Origin of the sequence: Porphyrobacter sp. LM 6 (assembly GCF_001720465.1) — a bacterium.
Classification (GTDB): domain Bacteria; phylum Pseudomonadota; class Alphaproteobacteria; order Sphingomonadales; family Sphingomonadaceae; genus Erythrobacter.
On the sequence record NZ_CP017113.1, the window covers coordinates 1,056,073 to 1,076,264 of the forward strand.

Annotated in this window: 19 protein-coding genes; 16 read left to right on the forward strand and 3 right to left on the reverse strand. The window is 59.7% G+C overall.

All coding sequences use genetic code 11. From position 1 onward, the window contains the following. Window positions 1-92: 92 nt before the first annotated feature. The 16 genes from BG023_RS05135 to BG023_RS05210 all read left to right on the forward strand — a co-directional run bounded on the left by BG023_RS05135 (window position 93) and on the right by BG023_RS05210 (window position 14,621). Window positions 93-440 carry a hypothetical protein gene (locus tag BG023_RS05135; RefSeq protein ID WP_069309499.1) on the forward strand — a complete coding sequence of 116 codons (348 nt, stop codon included), beginning with the start codon at window positions 93-95 and terminating at the stop codon, window positions 438-440. Beyond that, on the forward strand, window positions 437-4,567 hold the full coding sequence (locus BG023_RS05140; protein ID WP_069309500.1) for a phage tail length tape measure family protein: 4,131 nt from the start codon (window positions 437-439) through the stop codon (window positions 4,565-4,567). Before BG023_RS05135 ends, BG023_RS05140 begins: the two co-directional genes overlap by 4 nt. Continuing rightward, window positions 4,564-5,457: a hypothetical protein gene (locus tag BG023_RS05145; protein ID WP_069309501.1), complete on the forward strand. Its 894-nt coding sequence runs from the start codon at window positions 4,564-4,566 to the stop codon at window positions 5,455-5,457. Before BG023_RS05140 ends, BG023_RS05145 begins: the two co-directional genes overlap by 4 nt. A 21-nt stretch (window positions 5,458-5,478) precedes the next feature. After that, window positions 5,479-6,567, forward strand: coding sequence for a hypothetical protein (locus BG023_RS05150; RefSeq protein WP_069309502.1), 1,089 nt, complete (start codon window positions 5,479-5,481; stop codon window positions 6,565-6,567). Continuing rightward, window positions 6,567-7,475, forward strand: a complete 909-nt coding sequence (locus BG023_RS05155) for a hypothetical protein (protein ID WP_069309503.1) — start codon at window positions 6,567-6,569, stop codon at window positions 7,473-7,475. The genes BG023_RS05150 and BG023_RS05155 overlap by 1 nt, the downstream gene beginning before the upstream one ends. A gap of 13 nt (window positions 7,476-7,488) precedes the next feature. Continuing rightward, window positions 7,489-8,070, forward strand: a complete 582-nt coding sequence (locus BG023_RS05160) for a hypothetical protein (protein WP_069309504.1) — start codon at window positions 7,489-7,491, stop codon at window positions 8,068-8,070. Window positions 8,071-8,078: 8 nt separating this feature from the next. Continuing rightward, window positions 8,079-8,294, forward strand: a complete 216-nt coding sequence (locus tag BG023_RS05165; protein WP_069309505.1) for a hypothetical protein — start codon at window positions 8,079-8,081, stop codon at window positions 8,292-8,294. 20 nt (window positions 8,295-8,314) lie between these two features. Then, entirely contained in the window at window positions 8,315-8,854 is a 540-nt protein-coding gene (locus BG023_RS05170; protein WP_069309506.1) for a TIGR02594 family protein, read from the forward strand. 74 nt (window positions 8,855-8,928) lie between these two features. Next, window positions 8,929-9,123 (forward strand): hypothetical protein, encoded by a 195-nt coding sequence (locus tag BG023_RS05175; RefSeq protein WP_069309507.1) that lies wholly within the window; start codon window positions 8,929-8,931, stop codon window positions 9,121-9,123. 56 nt (window positions 9,124-9,179) lie between these two features. Continuing rightward, on the forward strand, window positions 9,180-9,491 hold the full coding sequence (locus BG023_RS05180; protein WP_069309508.1) for a hypothetical protein: 312 nt from the start codon (window positions 9,180-9,182) through the stop codon (window positions 9,489-9,491). After that, complete coding sequence (locus tag BG023_RS05185; protein WP_069309509.1) at window positions 9,488-9,772, forward strand: hypothetical protein; 285 nt, start codon at window positions 9,488-9,490, stop codon at window positions 9,770-9,772. The genes BG023_RS05180 and BG023_RS05185 overlap by 4 nt, the downstream gene beginning before the upstream one ends. Further along, window positions 9,772-11,313, forward strand: coding sequence for a beta strand repeat-containing protein (locus BG023_RS14860; protein ID WP_069309510.1), 1,542 nt, complete (start codon window positions 9,772-9,774; stop codon window positions 11,311-11,313). Before BG023_RS05185 ends, BG023_RS14860 begins: the two co-directional genes overlap by 1 nt. Beyond that, window positions 11,313-12,173, forward strand: coding sequence for a tail fiber domain-containing protein (locus BG023_RS05195; protein WP_069309511.1), 861 nt, complete (start codon window positions 11,313-11,315; stop codon window positions 12,171-12,173). The genes BG023_RS14860 and BG023_RS05195 overlap by 1 nt, the downstream gene beginning before the upstream one ends. Further along, window positions 12,170-13,561 (forward strand): hypothetical protein, encoded by a 1,392-nt coding sequence (locus BG023_RS05200; RefSeq protein ID WP_069309512.1) that lies wholly within the window; start codon window positions 12,170-12,172, stop codon window positions 13,559-13,561. The genes BG023_RS05195 and BG023_RS05200 overlap by 4 nt, the downstream gene beginning before the upstream one ends. Before the next feature lie 3 nt (window positions 13,562-13,564). Then, window positions 13,565-14,242: a hypothetical protein gene (locus BG023_RS05205; RefSeq protein WP_069309513.1), complete on the forward strand. Its 678-nt coding sequence runs from the start codon at window positions 13,565-13,567 to the stop codon at window positions 14,240-14,242. A 7-nt stretch (window positions 14,243-14,249) separates the two neighbouring features. Continuing rightward, on the forward strand, window positions 14,250-14,621 hold the full coding sequence (locus BG023_RS05210; RefSeq protein ID WP_069309514.1) for a hypothetical protein: 372 nt from the start codon (window positions 14,250-14,252) through the stop codon (window positions 14,619-14,621). A gap of 28 nt (window positions 14,622-14,649) precedes the next feature. On the opposite strand, the gene BG023_RS14435 is transcribed toward BG023_RS05210, so the two are convergent. The 3 genes from BG023_RS14435 to BG023_RS15055 are packed head-to-tail and all read right to left on the reverse strand — an operon-like array spanning window position 14,650 to window position 20,191. Next, window positions 14,650-16,359: a hypothetical protein gene (locus BG023_RS14435; protein ID WP_150122791.1), complete on the reverse strand. Its 1,710-nt coding sequence runs from the start codon at window positions 16,357-16,359 to the stop codon at window positions 14,650-14,652. A 4-nt stretch (window positions 16,360-16,363) separates the two neighbouring features. After that, entirely contained in the window at window positions 16,364-19,483 is a 3,120-nt protein-coding gene (locus BG023_RS05215; RefSeq protein ID WP_069309515.1) for a helicase-related protein, read from the reverse strand. Between the two features lie 6 nt (window positions 19,484-19,489). Beyond that, on the reverse strand, window positions 19,490-20,191 hold the full coding sequence (locus BG023_RS15055; protein WP_233993093.1) for an HNH endonuclease: 702 nt from the start codon (window positions 20,189-20,191) through the stop codon (window positions 19,490-19,492). Window position 20,192: the final 1 nt, after the last annotated feature.

Here is a 20,192-nt window from a genome sequence, read left to right on the forward strand (position 1 = left end):
AACTGGCGTGGCTGGGCACGGCTCCCAAGCCGCGCACTACCAAACAAATCAAACCCGACACCCATGCTGATCCGCTGACCCGCCTGCAGCGAATGGCCATCGACGACCTTGCTCCGGACTTTCCACCCATACGCACCCCTTGGGTGATCGACTGGCTCATGGAAGTCGGCCCCACCAATCCCGGCGCGATGGGCGCAGTCCCCATCTCCTGGGCCACGATTGGCGAGTGGCAGCACTGCATGGGGCTCGATCTGCCTCCGTGGCTGGTCCGCCTCTTGCGACGGCTTTCTATCGAATTCGTCGCTGAAACCGTCCGCGCCCGCGAGCCTGATTGCCCGCCTCCATGGACTGCCACGTCCGTCCTCAACCGAGATGAAGTCTCCCGGAAAGTGACCAACGCCTTCCGGGCGCTGATGATGTCGAAGGAGCCCAGCACGTGAAAGCAGGCACCCTCGAAATTGAAATGATCACCAACGTCGCCCGGCTCCAAAAGGAGATGGCCGACATGAAGCGCACGGTGGCAGGCGCGATGGGCGATATGGCGGACAGCGCCTCGCGTGCTGACCGGGCGCTCAATGCGGTCGGTGGCGGCGGTGTCACGCGCATGGGTGGTTCGGCGAAGCTTGCGGGGCATCATGTCCAGAACCTCGTCTTTCAGCTCAACGACATGGTGGTCGGCCTGTTCTCCGGCCAGAAACCCATGACCGTGTTCATGCAGCAGGGCACGCAGATCGGGCAGATCGCAATGCAGGCCGGCGTCGGCATCGGCGGCATGGCCCGGGCGCTGCTGGGGCTTGCTGCCAGTGCTGCCGCGGCTGCACTGACCAACCCCTATCTTCTCGCAGCCGCTGCTGCCGCCGGCATCGCGTTCGGCGCATTCAAACTGTTCCAGTCGAGCGTCAAACAGACGGGCGAGCTAGACCGCTATGCGCAAAGCCTCGGCCTCACCAAGAAGGAAATGGAAAAGCTGGGCCCCGTAGGGATCACGATCGGCGACACCATGAAGGGACTGTGGAAGACCGTCTCGGATGGGCTCAACCTAGGCTCGGTATTCTCGACCCTCAAGGATTGGGCTGTCACGGCCTTTGAGGCCGTTCTGACTGCTGGCAAATACGCCGTCGCCATTCTCTATGCTGGCTGGGTTGGCGGGTTCAATGCGATCCGAGTCACCTGGACCGCACTGCCCGGCGTGATCGGTGAAGCCGCCGTGGGCGCCGCTAATCTGGCAATCAGCGGCATCGAATACCTCGCCAACAAAGCGATCGCTGCCCTCAACTGGCTCGCCGAATGGGTGAACCCTATGCTCGATCGAGTGGGCCTTGCCACCATCACCCGGATCGAGAGCGTGGCTCTGCCGCGCATGGAAAACAGCTTTGCCGGCTCGACGGCCCGAATGGGCGCACAGGTCCGCGACGAGTTCGCCTCGGCTTTTGGCGATGCCATGGGCATGATGGATGCCTTCTCGGCGCGGTGGCGGGAGAATAGCATCGCTGCTGCCAAAGCCCGGCTTGCCGCAAAGGCGGACGAGATCCGCGGCGACGGCAGCGACGGTGCCAGCAGCGCCAAAGGCCCGAAGGAAACTGAAGCCGAACGGGCGCTAAAAGCTGCCCGCGACTTTGCCGCCAACCTCGCGCTCGAGACAGCGAAGATTGGCAAGACCCCGATCGAGATCAAGCGGATGGAAGTCGCCATGGCGGCGCTCAAGGCGCCGACCGACGAAACACGGATTGCAATTCTCCAAGCCGGCGAAGCCTGGGAACAGGCGACCCGGGCTTTCGCGACCTCGGAGTTCCTTCGCCAGACAGTTGCGCCGCTCGAACAGCAGGTCTCTCTGCTTGGCCAATCGGCCCGCGCTCAAGCACTCGCCAATCTCGAAGCCGAACGCGAGCAGATCGTTCTGGAACGCGGTGTCGAAGCTTGGGAGCGATATCGCGCGGCCCGCACCCGCCTGATGGAGGCGGACTTTGCGCAGGGCGAACAGGAGCAGTTCCTGCAGAGCCTGGAGGACATGGTCTCTGCCACTGAGGCTGCGGCACAGAACATGGCTGATGCCTTTGGCTCGGTTGGCGGTGCTATTGGCGCGATCAGCGTCGAGATCACGCGTTTTGCTTCGGCGCAGGTGGCTGCAGCCCAGCGCGTGGCTGAAGCCGAGCGCGAATATGGACGCACTTCATTCCAGTATGCCGATGCGCGTGCCGCCCAGGCATCGGCCGAGATTAATCACTATGGCAATCTCGCCTCGGCCGCGAAGGGCTTCTTCAAGGAGGGCTCGGACGGCTACAAGGCGCTGCTGGCGGCCGAGAAGGTGTTCCGCGCCTTTGAACTGGCGATCGCCATCAAGAATGCCGCGGTGAAGATTGGCCTCATTGGCGCGCAGACCGCAGCCAAGGTCACCAGCGATACCGCCATGGCAGCCTCCGACACCGCTCGCGCCGGTGTTGAACAGGGCAACTCGATCATTACGACCGGCATCAAGGCCGTTGAAGCCGTCGTGAACGCCATCCGCTCGTTGCCTTTCCCGCTCAATATCGCCGCGGGTGCTATCACGGCCGGTGTCATTGCATCTCTCGGTGTCGCGATCAGCGGCGCCTTTGGCGGGTCTCCAAAACTGCCTGCCGCCAATGATGGCACCGGAACAGTGTTTGGGGACAGCACCGCAAAGTCGGAGAGTATTGCCAAAGCCATCGATCACCTGCGGGAGGTCGACACGCTGACCATGCGCTACTCCGCCGCCATGCTGGCTTCCTTGCGCAACATCGAAGCCAATATCGGCGGGCTTACCAACCTCATCATCCGCACCAATGGCGCTGAAGCCTCGGCTGCAGGTGTAAACACCGGCTATCAGTCCACGGGCGTGACCGGCCTCATCGGTAGGGGGCTGGAAGGCGTCGGGGCCGTTCTGAACAAGATCCCCATCATCGGCGGCATTCTGGGCGGTCTGGTCGGGCTAGTCGGCAAGGCGTTCGGCGCACTGTTCGGCACCAAGACTACGATTACCGGCCAGGGCATCTTCGGTCGCGGCCAGTCGCTGGCAGAGATCCTCTCCGACGGGTTTGACGCGAGCTATTACTCTGACGTCAAGAAGACCAAGAAGTTCCTCGGGATCAGTATGGGCTCGAGTTATTCGACCCAATATTCGGCGGCTGATGCTGAGCTTGAGCGCCAGTTTGCGCTCATTTTCTCCGGTTTCTATGATGCGATCTCGGCCGCAGCGAGCCCTCTGGGCTTGTCGCTTGGCGAAGTTCAGTCCCGCCTACAGGGTTTCGTGGTCAATATCGGCAAGATCGATCTGAAGGGTCTGACCGGTGCCGAGATCCAGGAAAAGCTGACCGCTGTCTTTGGCGCAGCGGCCGACAATTTGGCTCGCTATGCCGTGCCTGGGCTTGAGCAATTCCAGAAGGTCGGCGAAGGCTATTTCGAGACGCTGATCCGTGTTGCCTCCAGTGTCGAGGCGGTGAGTTCCTCGCTTAACCTGCTCGGCACCTCGGTCGAGGATCTGAGCCTTGCGGCCAAGATGAACCTCTTCGACCTGTTCGGCTCGGCCAGCGATATGACTTCGGCGACGGGCGAGTATTTTGCGCTCTACTACAGCAAGGCCGAGCAAGCCTCGGCCCAGACCGCGCAGATGGCTCTGGTGTTCGAGAGCCTCGGGCTTCAACTGCCGCAAAGTATCGCAGGCTTCCGCTCGCTGGTCGAAGCGCAGGATCTGACCACCGAGGCTGGCCGCGCGGCTTATGTGACACTGATCCAGCTTGCGCCAGCCTTTGCGGAGCTCATCGGCGCAGCCCAAGACGCAGCCAGTGCGGCCGCCATTGCGGATGAACGCCTGTCGCTCGAGCGACAGCTGCTGGAGGTTCAAGGCAATACCGCTGCGCTTCGGGCGCTTGATCTGGCCCAGATCGATGCAAGCAACCGCGCCCTGCAGCTTCAGATCTGGGCCCTCGAAGATCAGAAGGAGGCGGTCGAAGATGCAGCGAATGCCGCGGAGAAACTGCGCTCGGCCTGGGCAGCGATCACCGACGGCCTGATCGCCGAGATCGAGCGGATCCGGGGTGTTACGGGCACAAGGTCAAACAGCTATGCCGAGGCACTGGCAAAGTTCAACAATGCCTCGATGCTGGCGCGCGGCGGGGACCAGGAGGCTGCCAAATCGCTGCCTGCTCTGAGCCAAGCACTGCTGTCGGTCGCTGCAAATACGGCCAGGTCCGGCGAGGATCTGGCGCGCCTGCAGGGTCTGACGGCTGCCAGCCTTGAGCAGACGCTGGCGATCATCAATCAGGCGTCCGGCGCCACCGTCGGGGTCGAAGTGGCGCCGGACGACAGTTCTTCACCCGGTTGGTGGGACCAGTTCGCGGCGAACCAGATGGGCGTGGCGACCATCCCGGCCAATGACGGTCAGTCTGCCCTAATCGGAGAACTGCAGGCGCTGCGGCAGGAAGTGGCGGATCTGCGCGATGAGCAGCGAATTGCCTCAGCGACGATTGCCTCGGGCACCAGCAAGACCGCCCGCATCCTGGAACGAGTTACCCCGGACGGCGACGCCCTGGCGGTGAGGACAGCGGCATGAAGCTGATACGCCCCACCACGCTGACCGATGCCATGCTGACCAGCAGCACGGCCCCGGAGAATGACCACCCGGTCTGGGCAGCCGGAACAGCCTATGCGGTGGGTGCCCGGGTAATCCTGACATCCACCCATCGGCGCTACGAAGCACTGGTAGCCTCGACAGGGGTCAACCCGGCAAGCGATCCGACCAAGTGGCTCGATCTGGGGCCGACCAACCGCTGGGCCATGTTCGATGACAGGGTTGGCACCGCCACGACACGGACCGGAAGCTTGCAGGTTGTGCTGGCGCCAGGCGCCACGGACGGGGTTGCGCTTATCGACACTGATGCAGAGAGCGCGACGGTATCGCTCACAGTGTCGGGCTCCACGCTTTACACCAAGACCCAGAGCTTCAATCTCGGCGGCACGGCCATCGACAACTGGTTCAGCTGGTTCTTCGAGCCGGTTGGACGCAAGTCGAGCCTGCTGTTTCTCGATGTACCGGTCTACGAGGCGGGCATTATCACCGTCACGGTCACGCGCGACAATCCGGCTGACCTTGTTTCCTGCGGCGCGCTGATATTCGGCCGGCAGTTTACGATCGGTGAGACCGAGCACGGCGTCGACATCGGGATCATCGACTATTCGAGGAAAGAGACCGACCAGTTCGGGGTTACCTCGGTGGTCGAGCGCGCCTTTGCCAAGAGGATGACGGCCCGGGTCGTTATGCCGACCAGCGCCATTGATGACGTGGCCCGCAATCTCGCCGCTCTGCGCGCATCGCCGGTCCTTTGGATCGGCTCCGAAAGCTTCGAGAGCCTCACGGTCTACGGCTTCTACAAAGAGTTCTCGATCGACCTTGCCTACCCGACCGTCAGCTATTGCAGCCTGACAATCGAAGGGCTCACTTGATCCACCCCGAGGGGTAATTTCATGCCTATCACAGCACTGCCCACGCCGCCGTCCCGGACGGATGCGGCGAACTTCTCTGCGCGCGCGGATGCTTTCCTTGGCGCCCTGCCAACCTTCGGCACGGAGGCCAATGCCCTGGCGGTCGAGGTCAATGGCTACGCCACCAATGCTGCCGCGAGCGCAGCTACGGCCGTCAATGCCCCCGGCACCAGCGCCACGAGTACGACCTCGCTGGCTATCGGCACCGGCTCCAAATCGCTGACCGTCCAGACCGGCAAAGTCTTTGTCGTCGGACAATGGGTGACGATCACCAGCACGGCCAGCCCGGCAAACTGGATGCATGGCCAAATCACCGCCTACACGAGCGGCACCGGTGCGCTCGCCGTCAATGTGGCGATGGTCGGAGGGAGCGGTACGATTGCCTCCTGGACGGTGGCGCTCTCCGCACCTTCGGTTTCCGGCAATGCCGTGCTTACCACCAGCTCCTATGCAGATCCCGCCTGGCTGACCTCACTGTCCGGCGCCAAAATTACGGGCACGGTAGCCATGGCCAATGGCGGAACCGGCGCACCCGATGCGCCAACCGCTCGCAGCAATCTGGGGCTGGTCATCGGCAGTGATGTCCAGGGTTATAGCGCCAATCTCGCCTCCTGGTCCGGCAGGTCGGTTCCGACCGGTGCAGTCGTTGGGACGACAGATAGCCAGACGCTTTCCAACAAGACGATCTCGGGTGCGGCCAGCGGCTCCTCAGTCAATGATGCGGGCGGTTCGGCCTGGGCGATCGGATTTCGCGAAGTGCCTCAGAATGCCCAGAGCGCTTCCTACCAGCTGGTCGCGGCTGACAATGGCAAGCACATCTATTCGCTCAATTCAGCGGCCCAGACCATCACTGTGCCCCCCAATGGCACTGTCGGCTTCCCGATCGGGACAACCATCACCATCGTCAACAACGGCGGCGCAGCCATCACGATCGCGCAGGGTTCAGGCGTGACACTCTGTCAGGCCGGCACCACCAGCACTGGCAATCGGACGCTCGCCGTGCGCGGCCTTGCCACGCTGATAAAGGTCGAGGCCAACGTCTGGTTCGTTTCCGGCACGGGGATTAGCTGATGTCCGGCGTGCTTGGAGTCTTACTCGGATCAGGAGGCGACGAGCGGCAGATAGATCTGCCCGTCAGCTACTACTCGTGGGGCGACAAATACAGCGCTGGCGAGCAGTTCGGCGCTGATGGCGGCTATTTCACATCACTTGTGAGCGGCGCCTTCACGCCGGCAAACTGGCAGGGTCGCAACATCCGCGCGATTGCCCATGAGTATGATTTCTACGCTGCGACGTCGCGCACGCTGATCGGTCTCGACGGATACAGTTTGACGCCCGAGCCCAGCCGTTTGCGCATCAACGGCACGGTCTATCTCTTGAGCGCGGGCTCGGTTTCCTGGGCGACCTACGTCACTGGGATCACCTTCAGTCCATCGCCCACCAACACCATCAACTGGACGTCGCATGGGCTTGCCGTCGGCGATCCGGTCCAGTTCTATTGCAGCGGCGGCATGCCCAGCGGACTGACTGCGTTCACCATCTACTATGTCCAGTCGGTGGTCAGTGCGAGCGCGTTCAAGATTGCGGCCACGCTTGGCGGCGCGGCACTCAGCTTCACAGGCTCCGGCTCTGGCACCCGCTATGGCTACAAGGACCCTATCACAGCTTATCAGGCCAATGGCACGCTGAGCGGCAACGTCTTTGCCTGCATGCTGCCGCGCACCGCCACGATCACCATCGCAACTCCGGCGACGGTCACTTCAGCAGGTCACGGACTGACAAACGGCAAGCGGGTCCAGTTCACGACCTCCGGAGTGCTTCCGGCCGGAATCTTCGCCAACACAACCTACTTCGTCGTCAACGCCGCGACCGACACGTTCAACCTCTCCGCGACCCAGGGTGGCGCCGCGATCAGCACATCGGGCGGCCAGTCCGGCGCCCACGTTGTGCGCGAGGTTGTCTCGGTCACGGTTAGCTAGAGGAAAACAGGACATGCAGGCAGAGCGCAGGCCGACGGTCACCGACGAGGTGATCGCGATCAACGACGACCTCGAGATCAACTACGGGGTGTTCAAGAACGACTTCACGTTCCGCCGGCCAGCAAACTCGTGGAGGCTCTGGCCGATGCTGGACTTTGTGCCGCCCCGTCTCAATGCCACCATCGCCGAGATGCACGAGGCTGGTGTCGGTTGGACCCTGTGCGAGCATGTGTCCATCTGCATCAACGGATCGGCCGAGTACGTCTTCGAGGGGCCGGATGGCCCTATCACGCAAGCCTGGACGCCCGGCTGCCACAACGTCGAGAACGGCGGCGGTTATCTGCCTGCTGGCGAGTTCACCCGCCACTTCCAAGACGACTTTACGCTGTGCTGCGTGGTACAGAAATTGAAGCGGACGCCGGGTGTTCAGTACCGTTTGGAGGTGCTGACCGAGCCTCACGTGCTGAGCGACCCCGCGCTGTTCGTCCACTACGCCACCGGCTCACGCCAGCGGGAGACCGACTTCAATCCGATGCCGGGCTACTCTGTCGATCTCTTGCCCGGTGACATCGCTATCATCTGCTCGATCCGCTGAGACCTCCCATGCCCGAACAAGACCCCGCAGTGGAAATGGCCCTGATCCGTGCTGACCTCGAAGCCGTCCAGGCAGAGCTCAAGGCCGTGCGCAAGGAACTGAAAGACCTGCTTGACGCCTGGAACACGGCCACTGGCGTTGTGCGCTTCGTCAAATGGCTATCGACCCTGGTTGCGGCGATCGCAGTGATCACTGCCGCCTTCAAAGGCTTCTCAGGCCGCTAACCTCCAAAAGGAGAGAACCCATGAACCCGCTACCGCCAGCTTACCGCTGGCTCGATGACTTGCAACCTTTGCCAAAGATGGTGTCAGAAGCCCGGAAGCTCTTCGGCACCGTTGAAGCGCAGGGCTCCGCCGATAATCCGGTAATCCTCGGCTGGGCCAAGGAATTGGGGCTCGCCAAGGTCTACAACCGCGACGAGATCCCCTGGTGCGGGCTCTTCGCGGCCATTGTCGCCAAACGAGCAGGTAAGGCGCTGCCAAGCCAGCCACTTTGGGCGAGGAGCTGGGTGAACTTCGGCAAGGACGGGAGCGCAAAGCCCCAGCTTGGTGATGTGCTCGTGTTCCGGCGTGGTGAGGTCTCCGGCCATGTCGGGCTCTACATCGGCCAGGACTATGGCGCCTTTCATGTGCTTGGCGGAAACCAGTCCGATGGCGTGACCATCACCCGCATTGCCAAGGATCGCTGCATCGCGGTCCGCCGTCCCGTCTACAAGGCTGCACCCGCAACAGCAAAGCCAGTAGAACTGGCAGCAACCGGTGCGCTCTCCACCAACGAAGCCTGACCCAACCATCCGTTGCACATTGCAGATGGATCATCCCGCCCGCCTTCTGGCGGGTTTTTTATTGGAGAAATGACATGGAAGACCTCAAACCTTGGTGGACCTCGAAGGCCATCTGGACCGGCGTCATTGGCAGCCTCTGGGGCATTGCCGGTACGCTCGGCGTTCTGCCCGCCGGGCTCGATCAGACTGACGTCCTGACCGTGGTGCTGGCACTGACCGGTATCGGCGGCGTCCTGTTCCGCAAGACGGCTACGGCCCGCATCGGCTGATGCTCAATGGCGGGGGCTTCGGCTCCCGCCACCCTCTTTTCCGATCAGGTGCATCGATGACCAGGCTGACCATTCGCCGGGGCGGCACTAAGCGCGTGCGCGCCACCTTTTTTGCCGACCAAAGCGCAGGACTGGCCCGGGATCTTTCCGGGCTCACGCTCATGGTCATCGATCAAAGTCCGAACATTGCACCGCCCGCGCTTGCGATCCTGATCCCAGCTTCGGGCGGGCAGATCGAGGTTCTATGGACCGACGAGCAGACCACTCCATTGGCTCCCGGCGCTGGTCGGGTTTGGCTGACCCTCGGCTTCGAGAACGACAGCGGGGAGCGTGAGGTTCTTCCGACCCTCACGTTTGATGTCGAATGAGTGCAGCGCTTCAGATCGTCGAGGCGGTCCAGACCATCCTTGTCGAGAGTGACGGCACGAGCATCACCCTAGATGTCTCGAGTGCCGGGATCTCGGGCCCACGCGGGTTCACCGGGCCACAGGGTCCTCCTGGCCCACCCGGGCCGCTGAGCGCGCTGACCGATCTCAGCGATGTCGATCTCGCCACGCCCGAGGGCGGGGACGTCCTCACTTACTCATCCCCCACCAACACATGGATCAACGAGAAAGCGACCAGACTGGTCGACGGAGGTAATTTCTGATGGCCAATACCCTGCGCATCAAGCGGCGGGCTGCAGGCGGTGCGGCTGGGGCTCCGGCTTCGCTTGCCAATGCCGAGCTCGCGTTCAACGAACAGGACAACACCCTCTATTACGGCACCGGCACGGGCGGCGCTGGCGGCACGGCGACCTCGGTCATCGCGATCGGCGGCTCGGGTGCTTTTGTGGCGACGACCGGTGCCCAGACCATCGCCGGGGTCAAGACCTTCACCTCGACAATTTCGGGCTCCATCGACGGCAATGCAGGAACCGCGACCAAGCTTGCGACTGCGAGGACCTTTTCGATCACGGGTGACGGCACGGGCTCTGCGACTTTTGATGGCTCTGCGAACGCCTCGATTGCGCTGACACTCGCCAATAGTGGCGCCACCGCTGGGACTTATGGCTCCGCTACACAGGTTGGCCAGGTCGCAGTCGATGCCAAGGGGCGCGTGACGGCGGCCAGCAATGTTGCGATCACCTTCCCGGTGACCTCGGTTGCTGGCCGGACCGGCGCAATCACGCTCTCGAGCAGCGATGTTGCGGAAGGCACCAACCTCTACTTCACTGATGCCAGAGTGCGGGCGAACCGGCTCGACCAGCTGGCTGCACCTACCGCTGCGCTGGACTTCAATAGCCAGCGCATCACTGGTCTTGCTGACCCGACAGCTGCCCAGGACGCAGCCACCAAGAACTACGTTGATCTGACCGTTCAGGGGCTCGATCCCAAGGCTTCGGTGAAAGCTGCATCGACCGCGAACATCGCCTCGCTTTCCGGGGCAATGACCATCGACGGGGTAGCTCTTGCCGTTGGTGACCGAGTGCTGGTGAAGGACCAGACCTCGACTTCGGCAAATGGCGTCTATGTCGTTGCCGCTGGCGCCTGGTCCCGGGCCGTCGATCTCTCGACCTGGGACGAGCATGTCTCGGCCTACCTCTTTGTCGAACAAGGCTCGGTGAACGCCGACGTCGGCTATCTCTGCACGGTTGATGTTGGCGGCACTCTGGGCACGACAGCGATCACCTTCGTCCAGTTCAATGGCGCAGGGCAGATCGTCGCCGGCAATGGCCTCACCAAGACTGGCAACACGATCGACGTGGGTGCCGGCACAGGCATTACCGTAGCTGCTGACAGCGTTGGGCTGACCGGTCAGGCGCTCGCACTCCATAACCTTGCCACCAATGGGATCATTGCCCGGACAGCAGCAGGAACTGTGGCAGCACGCACCCTAGCGGCCGGCTCGACCAAGATCGCAGTCACCAATGGCGATGGTGTGGCCGGTAACCCAACAGTCGATGTTAACGAAGCGAACCTGACGCTGGGCAATATCGGCGGTACGCTCGGCGTGGCGAAGGGCGGTTCGGGGGCAACCACGCTTACCGGCTACCTCAAGGGTAACGGCACCGCAGCCTTCACCGCATCGGCCACGATCCCCAACACCGACATTTCTGGCCTTGGCACCATGTCGACGCAGGCGGCGAGCAACGTCGCAATCACCGGTGGCTCGATTGATGGCGTGACACTGGATGGTGGTACTTTCTGATGCCGAGCACCATCCTGCTTAAACGGTCCTCGACCGCATCCAGCGTCCCTGCGGCCGCTTCGCTTCAGGCGGGCGAACTCGCGGTCAATCTGGCCGACCAGAAGCTATTTTCGAAGACCGCAGGCGGCACCGTCGTCCAGGTAGGCTTTGGCAATCTGACCTCGGCCATGGTGACGACCGCGCTGGGCTTCACGCCCTACAATTCCACCAATCCAAGCGGCTACATCACCAGCAGCGGATCGATCACGGGTTCATCCGGCTCCTGCACCGGCAATGCTGCCACTGCGACCAAGTGGGCGACCGGGCGGATCATTGCGCTCACAGGCGATGTCACTGGCACCAGCGGCAGCTTTGACGGCTCTGCAAACCTGTCGTTCGCCGCGACCCTGGCAAACTCCGGCGTGACGGCCGGGACCTATCTCAAGGTCACCGTCGATGCGAAAGGCCGGGTCACCGCTGGCTCGTCCATGACCTCCGGCGATGTGACCGGCGCGCTTGGATTTACGCCTGCCAACAAGGCGGGCGACAGCTTCACCGGCAGCATCTCCGTGTCGGGCTCAATCACCGCGACCGGCGATATCACAGCCTATTCCGATGCCCGGCTCAAAGCCGACATTACAACCATCGCAGGTGCGCTTGACCAAGTCCGAAGCCTGCGAGGGGTTATCTTTACGCGGCGCGACACTGGTAGCCGCGGGATTGGCCTAGTGGCTCAGGAATTGGCGCCGATCGTGCCCGAGGCGGTGATGGCCCACGACGATGGCCTGCTGTCTGTCGCCTATGGCAATCTGGTTGGCATGCTGGTCGAAGCCGTGAAAGAGTTGGCTGACAAGGTCGATCGCCTCGAGGCCCGCGCATGACGCTGCAGACCTCAGGGCCTATATCGCTTGGCAATGTCGCGGTCGAACTGGGACGTACTTCAACCACCACGACTTCACTTGGCGAGGCGGCCGTGCGTTCTCTTGCCGGCGTTGCATCGGGTCCGGTCTCGCTCTCCAATCTCTACGGCAAATCGAACGAGAGCTTCTGGTATGCGACGTTTGGTTCAACCGTAGTCAATTTCCAGATCCTCGGCACTGACGGCAGCGGAAACATCTACGCCAGCGCCACCAGCGCGGTGTTCAAATGGAACCGGGACGGCGCGCTTTTGTGGACCCGAAACGTCTCTGGGCCATTCATCAACGGCGGCTGGATCGATGCCGCCGGCAATATCTACCTCACTGGCGCCTACTACTCGAGCAACTACTTTGGCTGGCTGGCCAAGCTCGACACCTCGGGAACCCTGCAATGGCAGCGCAGCCTCAACGGCTCGGGCCAGGAAATATGGTACAATGGGGCGGTGGATGCGTCCGGTAGCGTCTACGTGGCCGGCTATTCAACATCGAGCGGTGGCTCCGGAAATGCCGACGCGCTGATCGCCAAATACAATAGCGCCGGCACCCTGCTGTGGCAGCGGTCGATTGGTGGCTCCGGCAACGAATATGCCAGCCAGATGGCCCTCAGCCCGGACGGCAGCCTGCTGGTCCTTTCGGGCAACACCTCGACGTCGACTGCCGGAAATATCGACGCCCTGATCACCGTCATCAATACGGCCACCCCCTCGGTGAGCTGGCAGCGCTCAATCGGGAGTACGGGTTATGATTACGGCTATGGCGTTGCGGTAGACAGCAGCAACAACATCTACTGGCTCGCAGGCATCAACGGCACGCTGAGCCTGCTTAAGATCAGTTCTGGGGCCGTTATTCAGTGGCAGAAGTCTCTTCCGTCTAGCTACGGCAGTGGTTTGGTGAACCTGGGGCCGGACGGCAGTCTGCGGGTCTTTGCGCCGATCTATGCCGGGGCGGACATCTATCAGTTTTCGACCGATGGCACCTTGCTGTTGGCCCGCTCAGTTGGCCTCGACACGAGTAACGGGGCTAACTCATTCAGCCTCACCGGCCTCGCGGTCAGCTCTACGGCCATGGTGTTCTCGATCTACACCATGATGGACTTCTCGCCCTACGGTTACATGGACCTCTGCGGCGCCATCTTCAAAGTACCAATCGATGGCTCGAAGACTGGAACATGGTCGGTCGCAGGGGCCTCGACCCAAGGCGTGACCTACAGCGCCTCGTCGCCCAGCATCGGCACCACCTTCTGGTCGCTGACTTTCCGAAGCTTCTCGCTGCTGAGCCGCTCTCTGACGTCTGGCACGCCGTCCTACAGCTTTGCGGCCGGGTCCTACACCAACACCACGACTGGGATCTAACCCATGATCATTTCGCATGACCGCCAGACGCTGTTCATCGGCGTACCGAAGAATGGATCTCAGACGGCCCGGGCTGTGCTTGGACAGATCGGGGTTGATTTGGTTGGCGAGATGGGACGACATCCCACGGTTCCGGAGGCGATTAGGTTGGCTGAGGCGTGTTTCGGGGCGGCAATCGCGCCGACGGCCATCTATGCCTTCTGGCGGGATCCGGTTGAGCGGTTCTGCTCGGCGGTCGAGTTCCACAGGCGATGCCTACCGAACTCGTTTATTCAACTGTTCCCGGAGCGGTTCGACGGTATCGAGCCACACCCGCGATGGTTTGAGTCTGATCCCGAAGCGATCGCGCAAGATTTGCGCACGGTCATCGAGAGCATCTCACCGCTGGACATCCTTGCGGTCTTGCCGCCGCCGAGCGTTCCAGGTGCAACGTTTCAACCGCGGGGAGGCAATCTGAGTTTTTATCGGCCACAGTCGCAATGGGCGGATCACCCCGACATCATCGTTCTGTCGTTTCCGGACTATGGGGTCGGGCTCCGCGAGGTTGTCGATCAGTTTGGCGGCGATGGTGCTTTAGTGGAAATCCCGCAGGTCAATGCCGCGGCAGACCCATTGCCCGTGCTTGGCACGGATGCAGCCGAAATAGTTCGAGCCTACTACACGGCCGATTTGCGGCTATAGTGAGCAAATGAAACCGAAGACCGAAAAGCGCATTGCTGCCACAATCGCGAAAACGTTGGCGATGATGTGCGTCCGCAATACGGGCATCGAAACCCTGCATGCAGGCCAAGTTCCCATCACCCATGCCGGCGATTATTCTGACGTTCGCGTAATTGACGCTGATGGGCGAGAGATACCCTGGAATGAAGTGTCCCACCTCGACCAGGATGGAATGCGCGCCCTGATGATGGAAATCGTGAACCGGCTCTATACGTTTCATATTTCGATCGATGACCCTGTGTTCCAGAATCGGATCGAACGCTGGACACGGTTTTCCGACCGCTGGGACGAACCGGTCGAGGACATCGCGTTCGTTCAGAAATTGGCGGAGGAAGATTGAGCTGCACAACCAATGCAGGGCTTTGTAATCAAACCATATCCTTATCGATCATCGTGAAGGTTTGAACTGGTATAGGTTTGATGTCCTCAATCTCTGAGGGAAGTCGTAACTCATGAAGCTCTGTTATGTCCCGAGTGAGCCCATAGGCGAGTAACAGTCGCGACTGGTCCCCGGGTTCCTTCAGGATCTTGGGTGGTGGAGTTGGACGTTTAAACGGGATCGCTCCCAGGACGTTTTCCCGAGGCAAAGTGTTTATAAAGCGGGTGTGAATATCGGTATCGCAGCCACCACCTGTTATGACCAATTGCACTGGCTTTTCACCGCGTCCTAAAGGTCCACGAGGCCCCGGCTTGAACAAACTCGGTGCGCGATTATCGGCTTTCGCTCTTCCATAGACTTCATCGAAAAGATGATCGCATGCACGCGTGAAATCGTCGTCATCGACGCCTCCAGCGCGGGCAATCTGCAGCGCGCCAGCACCGAAAAGGTCAACTCCAGCTGTAAAAACAGCAGCTCTTAGCTGCGCTTGGAGGTTGAAGGCCACGATATCAAGGGTGGATGCTCCTACGTCTACCAAGATATGGGCGCCAAGCTGCACCATAGGGTCTGCCGCATAACCAGCAATCGCAGCAGTAAGCTCAGGTACTAACTGCAAAAACTCTGGCAATTTTGTGGGCGCGCTAGCCAATTCTTGCTTAAGTCTGTCGAGGCGCAGAGAGCATGCGTCCGGTGCCAACGCGTATGCTGCCGCGACTAAGCGAGAAAATTCGGCAAAAGCCCTCTTGTCGTCACGAACCGCAACCGGAATGCCAATATTTATTAGAGCAAAATGCTCACCTCCTACGGGATGCAGAGGCTGCTCAATCGAGTAAGCACCCACAATGTAGGCGAAGTGCAATGTCAAAAATGCCGTTGCCGCTTCACCCCGAGTTACATTGGCTGATTGAGGCATCGCCTTCCAACCATTCCCTGCAATGAGCCCTGTCTTGAAGCCATCAAGAGCAATCGCTCCATCTTCCGGATAAAGCGAGAATGTTTCCTTCTGTGGGTGAAACCATACAACGCTCTGCCAAAGGCCAGGGTGATTGGCAGAGCGCAGCTCTTTTGGAACGGGCAGCACTGCGACGGGATCGTCCGCAACGTAAGGCTGACGGTAAGCCACCTTAAGGGAACTCGTACCAAAGTCGAACCCGATGATGTAGCCGTCCTCGTCCGGCCCTGGATTTTCCCGAAGTAGATCCGCGCCCGCCGAAACAGCTTGGTCAATTTTGTTTCTGCTTGAGTTAGAGATCGCGGTTGGCCGCTCCTCGATCGAAGGCGTCGAAGCGGCGACCAGTGCCCGCACCTTATCGGCGGCAAGCTCGCGCATTTTTGCAGGACTAATTTGTGCAGGCTTTGGCTGTGCAGGAGGTTCGGGCCTTACGATTGGTTTGCGAATGACTGTTGGCTTGGGCGCCGGAGGTGGCGACGTCGTAGTCTTCGGATTGGCTTTGACCTCCCCCGGTAGTGGGGTGTTCAGTCGGTCAAGATAGGCTTTTTTCAGTTGCGGCCTTGGCCCAGTCGGTTTTGGAGCAGGCTTTGGAAGCTCGGATGCCGCACGTTTTTTCTCCGCTTCCTCTTCCTGGCGTTTTACTTCTGCAGCAGCAGCCTCAGCTTTGATCAGAGTACGCTTCAGATCACCTAATTGAGTGCCAAGATCTCCAAGCTTAACCGGCGGAAAGCGGCGATTCCGGCTCATTCGATCAACCCCTCACTTCGATGATGGCAACCCCCACCAACTGTGGCTGGGCAATTTCGAAGGCATCTTCCTTGACCTTTAGATCGTCGAGTTTGACATCCATTCGGGCCAGGAACTTGTCGAGCTTTCCGCGATGCATCTTAGCCGAACGCAGCTTTTTGTCTTTCTGCTGCACGTCACCGCCGGATAGTTCCAGATCACGAATACGCGTCTCCATTTCGATGCGTTTTCGATCCCTATGCTCCTGTACCAGTGCGATCTGGGTCTCAATCTGGTCATAGTGTCGAGCAGCTTCGGCGTTTTCGAAGTCGTCTCTAGCTGCGGCAATATGCTCGAGGATCGCATTCTCGACCGTGTCGATAGCGCTATTAAGCTCCTCAGGCGCCAAGGCCGATAGGCTGGGGTTAGACGCCAAGCTTTGAATGAGGAGCTTTTCTGCGTCGTCCGAGCTCACTATCCTCCCCGTTTGAATTTCTGACGCAAGGTAGAACAGCTTATCGACCGGTACTAGACCGTCGATCGACCAGCGCTCAACAGCTACAGCGTAGCGCCCCGCCTTTATTCCTGCGGCTTGATCTCGAGAAATTTGCAGCGACGTGACAGGTTTAACCGCAAGGCCGGCTAGTCGCCGCTGACGGATCTCAGAAGCGAACCTTGCTAGCGGGTGCGTCATAGTTATCGTGTCAATTGCTCTGTAGCGACCAGGATCGGGATTGCTTCCGAATATGACGCGGACTCCAGACCCGCCATCGCGCCGAAACCGTGTTGGATAGCGCTTGGCTGAGGTATCCAAAAATCTAGAAAACTCGGCCATCGCGCGTGAGGACAATCTAGCCTCGTATATTTCGGCTGGCGAGTTTGGCACCCGATCAAAGCGGGTGTCTGGAAAACTCTCGACCAAGGTGCTGACGATATAGTCCCTTAGGTCGCTGCTGGTGAGCATCTTGTGTGGGGCGTTTGCCTCCTTGATCCGGTTTAGGATGTTCTCACCGTGCGCAATTAGCCCTGGAGCCTCGCGTTCCAGTTGATCCGCTTGCTGCTTACGAGTTTCCGCTGCCATCGTGGCGAGTTCGATTTGCTTCGCTTTCTCCTTCAGGCTCAGCTTGGGATCGGAGAGGATGATATCGAGATCTTTTACGATATCTCCGAGAATCGGCTCAAAATCGCCGAGCGCATAGCGAATGATGTCGAGGCGCTTGTAGAGGCGGTCATAAACGATCTCTTCAATCGTGTTGCTTGCAATCAGATTGATAATGTCGACGGTCTCAGCCTGCTGACCAATACGGTCTACGCGGCCGATCCGCTGCTCGACCTTCATTGGGTTCCAAGGCAGATCCCAATTGAGTACGATGCGACAGAATTGAAGGTCGAGACCTTCGCCACCCACCTCTGAGGTAAGGAGCACGGTCCCACCCGGCGCATCTGCGAACCGCTCTACAGTCTGCTGGCGATCTTCCTTGATACCGCCATGCAGTTCTAGAACATTGATACCTTGTGCTTCGAGGCGCCCCTTGAGGTAACCAATGACCCGCCTGAAGCTTGAGAAGACGATTAGCTTTTGATCCCCTTCCGCTACCTGAAGGCCTTTGATCGCTGCACTCAGCTTGTTGAATTTGGTATCGTTATGCTCCAACTCAGCCAGGTCAGCATGGTTGTTGCAGATATCACCAAGGACGCTGATCAATGGCCCGGGCACCGATTTCGGTGCATCATCGTCCTCTTCGTCAAGCGAGAGATTTCCAGTTTTTTCCCCCCAATGACGATAGGCTGACGCTAGGCTTGACGCGAGCAACCGTTGTGTCTGAGCTAACAAAAAACGCTCATTAAGATCCCTGTCGAATGCGTAGCGCTCGATCGCGTGGGTAATCCGGTCGTAAAAGTTCCGTTCTTCCGCAGACATGTCCCAAGTTATGGTTTGGGGGCGGCGTTCGACCTTGAATTCGGTTACGTCACGGCGACGTGTCCGGTTCACAATTGATCCGAGGAGCGACATTTCCTCAAGGCGTGCAGCCAATCGAACGCGTGTTTCCGGAGTGTCTTCCATGCCCCCTGCAAGTTCAGCGCGAAGTCGCTTAAGGCGTCCCCCTGTTTTTAACACGCGCCCTGGCGGTAACTCCTCGATCAACTTAGCGACATTGGCGAGAGGTACACTCGGATTTCTGGCAGCCTCGCAGGCTGCTACCAATGGTGCGTTTTCATCCTGCAACATTGAGAACTGCCATTCGTTCTCGAAGGTGTCGGGGTCTAGCAGCTTCAGCAAAACGCGCAGGTCATTCGACCTAAGGTTGATGGGGGTAGCTGAGAGCAGAAGGCTGTAATCGGAGGCTTCAGTAACCAACTGACCGAGCTTGTGATTGGCTGTATCGGCATTTCGCATGTGGTGAGCTTCATCAAAAATCACCAGGTCAAACAGCTCATCCTCCCTCTCATCTGCGAGTAGGCGCGCAAGTTCACCTCTAGCAGTCTGGTTGGGTTCCAGATCATCATTCCACTTGGCAGGCGGCCTGATTGAAGACAGCGACACGACGGCGGCGAAACCCTGTCTGCGCTCTGCGTCGTCCCGGAGCAAATCCAAAAGATCGGCTGCATTGCAGGCCTTCGCTTCTACGTTGAATTTAGATCTTAACTCAGCCCGCCACTTCTCCACCAACGGCTTGGGGCAAACAACCAACAGCCGCCGAGCATCAAAGCGGGCAACAAGTTCGGTCCAAATAAGGCCAGCTTCGATAGTCTTACCAAGGCCGACTTCATCAGCAATGAGCAGGCCTCTAGCGGGGGCGTTAAGAAGCTTGAGTAATGGCTTGAACTGGTATGCGTGAAACTGGGTGTTTGTCGCACCCATGGCATAGATCATGTCGGCCAGTTTGCCGGTCATTCTAAGATGATTGATGGTCCGCCTGAGATCGATTGGCGATGAGAGCTTGCCGTTCCTTAGATCTTCAATAGCGCTAGTTTCGGCTTCTACGCGCTCAAGCTGGCTTGCGGGACGCCGAGCCCGTCCCGAAGGAAACTCCACCTCAATCATGAGGCGACCTGTCATCTCTTGGGGAGGTGCATCCGTCACGATCCCCATTGAAGATGGGTCGCGCTTAAGGCGCACTCGCTCACCAGGCTTGAATGGCATGATTATTTATCCCCCCTGTTCCAATGATGCTGCTGACATCGGAGGAAAATCAAGAGCGCCGGCACGCAACAGATCGTCGAGTTCCGAAGGATATTGAACTCGAATATGGCCCCAAAGCTTGATTAACAACGGCTGCCCAAATCTATTTTTTGACTTTCCAGCTGGCACAAGAATCCATTTTTCTGTTACCGAATATTCATGGACGTCAAACCGCTCGCGTTCGTTAAAAAAAACGCGCACCTCTCGGTCAAGAGCGGCTTTGGAGTAGTAAGGACTCTTTTCGTCTGCGCTTAACCGCTCAGGTGGAGTGTTTGCGGCGGTCAATCTCTGGAGCCGAATGGGATGAGTTGAAAACTCTCCTAAATCGAGCATTCCTTTGGCTTGATTGCATGCGTGGCAGGCAGCGACCGTGTTGTCGAAAGTGTCTGGTCCGCCTTTGGCTAAAGGAATTACATGGTCTAGTGTCAGTGAATTAGGGATTTTAGCGAGAGCCTCGCTGCGGATTAGATGCTGCCGGCAGTAGAGGCAGCGGCCGCCTTGCTGCTCGTATCGCTGCTGCCTCCATCCGTTCCGCATGGCGTATACGGTTGGCGAGGATTGTTCTAACAGGCTCCAGGCCTGTTCAATTTCCCAAGCCTTGCGATTTGCATCTGTCCAATCTTCTAGGACGTCGCCTTGCCCCTGGGCGCAGCCAGACTTGCTGGCCATT

Excerpts from the sequence above, each read along its gene's own strand:
- BG023_RS05135 (WP_069309499.1), top strand. The coding sequence starts at position 93 with ATGGCCATCGACGACCTTGCTCCGGACTTTCCACCCATACGCACCCCT.
- BG023_RS05145 (WP_069309501.1), top strand. The coding sequence starts at position 4,564 with ATGAAGCTGATACGCCCCACCACGCTGACCGATGCCATGCTGACCAGC.
- BG023_RS05150 (WP_069309502.1), top strand. The coding sequence starts at position 5,479 with ATGCCTATCACAGCACTGCCCACGCCGCCGTCCCGGACGGATGCGGCG.
- BG023_RS05155 (WP_069309503.1), top strand. The coding sequence starts at position 6,567 with ATGTCCGGCGTGCTTGGAGTCTTACTCGGATCAGGAGGCGACGAGCGG.
- BG023_RS05160 (WP_069309504.1), top strand. The coding sequence starts at position 7,489 with ATGCAGGCAGAGCGCAGGCCGACGGTCACCGACGAGGTGATCGCGATC.
- BG023_RS05165 (WP_069309505.1), top strand. The coding sequence starts at position 8,079 with ATGCCCGAACAAGACCCCGCAGTGGAAATGGCCCTGATCCGTGCTGAC.
- BG023_RS05170 (WP_069309506.1), top strand. The coding sequence starts at position 8,315 with ATGAACCCGCTACCGCCAGCTTACCGCTGGCTCGATGACTTGCAACCT.
- BG023_RS05175 (WP_069309507.1), top strand. The coding sequence starts at position 8,929 with ATGGAAGACCTCAAACCTTGGTGGACCTCGAAGGCCATCTGGACCGGC.
- BG023_RS05180 (WP_069309508.1), top strand. The coding sequence starts at position 9,180 with ATGACCAGGCTGACCATTCGCCGGGGCGGCACTAAGCGCGTGCGCGCC.
- BG023_RS05185 (WP_069309509.1), top strand. The coding sequence starts at position 9,488 with ATGAGTGCAGCGCTTCAGATCGTCGAGGCGGTCCAGACCATCCTTGTC.
- BG023_RS14860 (WP_069309510.1), top strand. The coding sequence starts at position 9,772 with ATGGCCAATACCCTGCGCATCAAGCGGCGGGCTGCAGGCGGTGCGGCT.
- BG023_RS05195 (WP_069309511.1), top strand. The coding sequence starts at position 11,313 with ATGCCGAGCACCATCCTGCTTAAACGGTCCTCGACCGCATCCAGCGTC.
- BG023_RS05200 (WP_069309512.1), top strand. The coding sequence starts at position 12,170 with ATGACGCTGCAGACCTCAGGGCCTATATCGCTTGGCAATGTCGCGGTC.
- BG023_RS05205 (WP_069309513.1), top strand. The coding sequence starts at position 13,565 with ATGATCATTTCGCATGACCGCCAGACGCTGTTCATCGGCGTACCGAAG.
- BG023_RS05210 (WP_069309514.1), top strand. The coding sequence starts at position 14,250 with ATGAAACCGAAGACCGAAAAGCGCATTGCTGCCACAATCGCGAAAACG.
- BG023_RS14435 (WP_150122791.1), bottom strand. The coding sequence starts at position 16,359 with ATGAGCCGGAATCGCCGCTTTCCGCCGGTTAAGCTTGGAGATCTTGGC.
- BG023_RS05215 (WP_069309515.1), bottom strand. The coding sequence starts at position 19,483 with ATGCCATTCAAGCCTGGTGAGCGAGTGCGCCTTAAGCGCGACCCATCT.
- BG023_RS15055 (WP_233993093.1), bottom strand. The coding sequence starts at position 20,191 with ATGGCCAGCAAGTCTGGCTGCGCCCAGGGGCAAGGCGACGTCCTAGAA.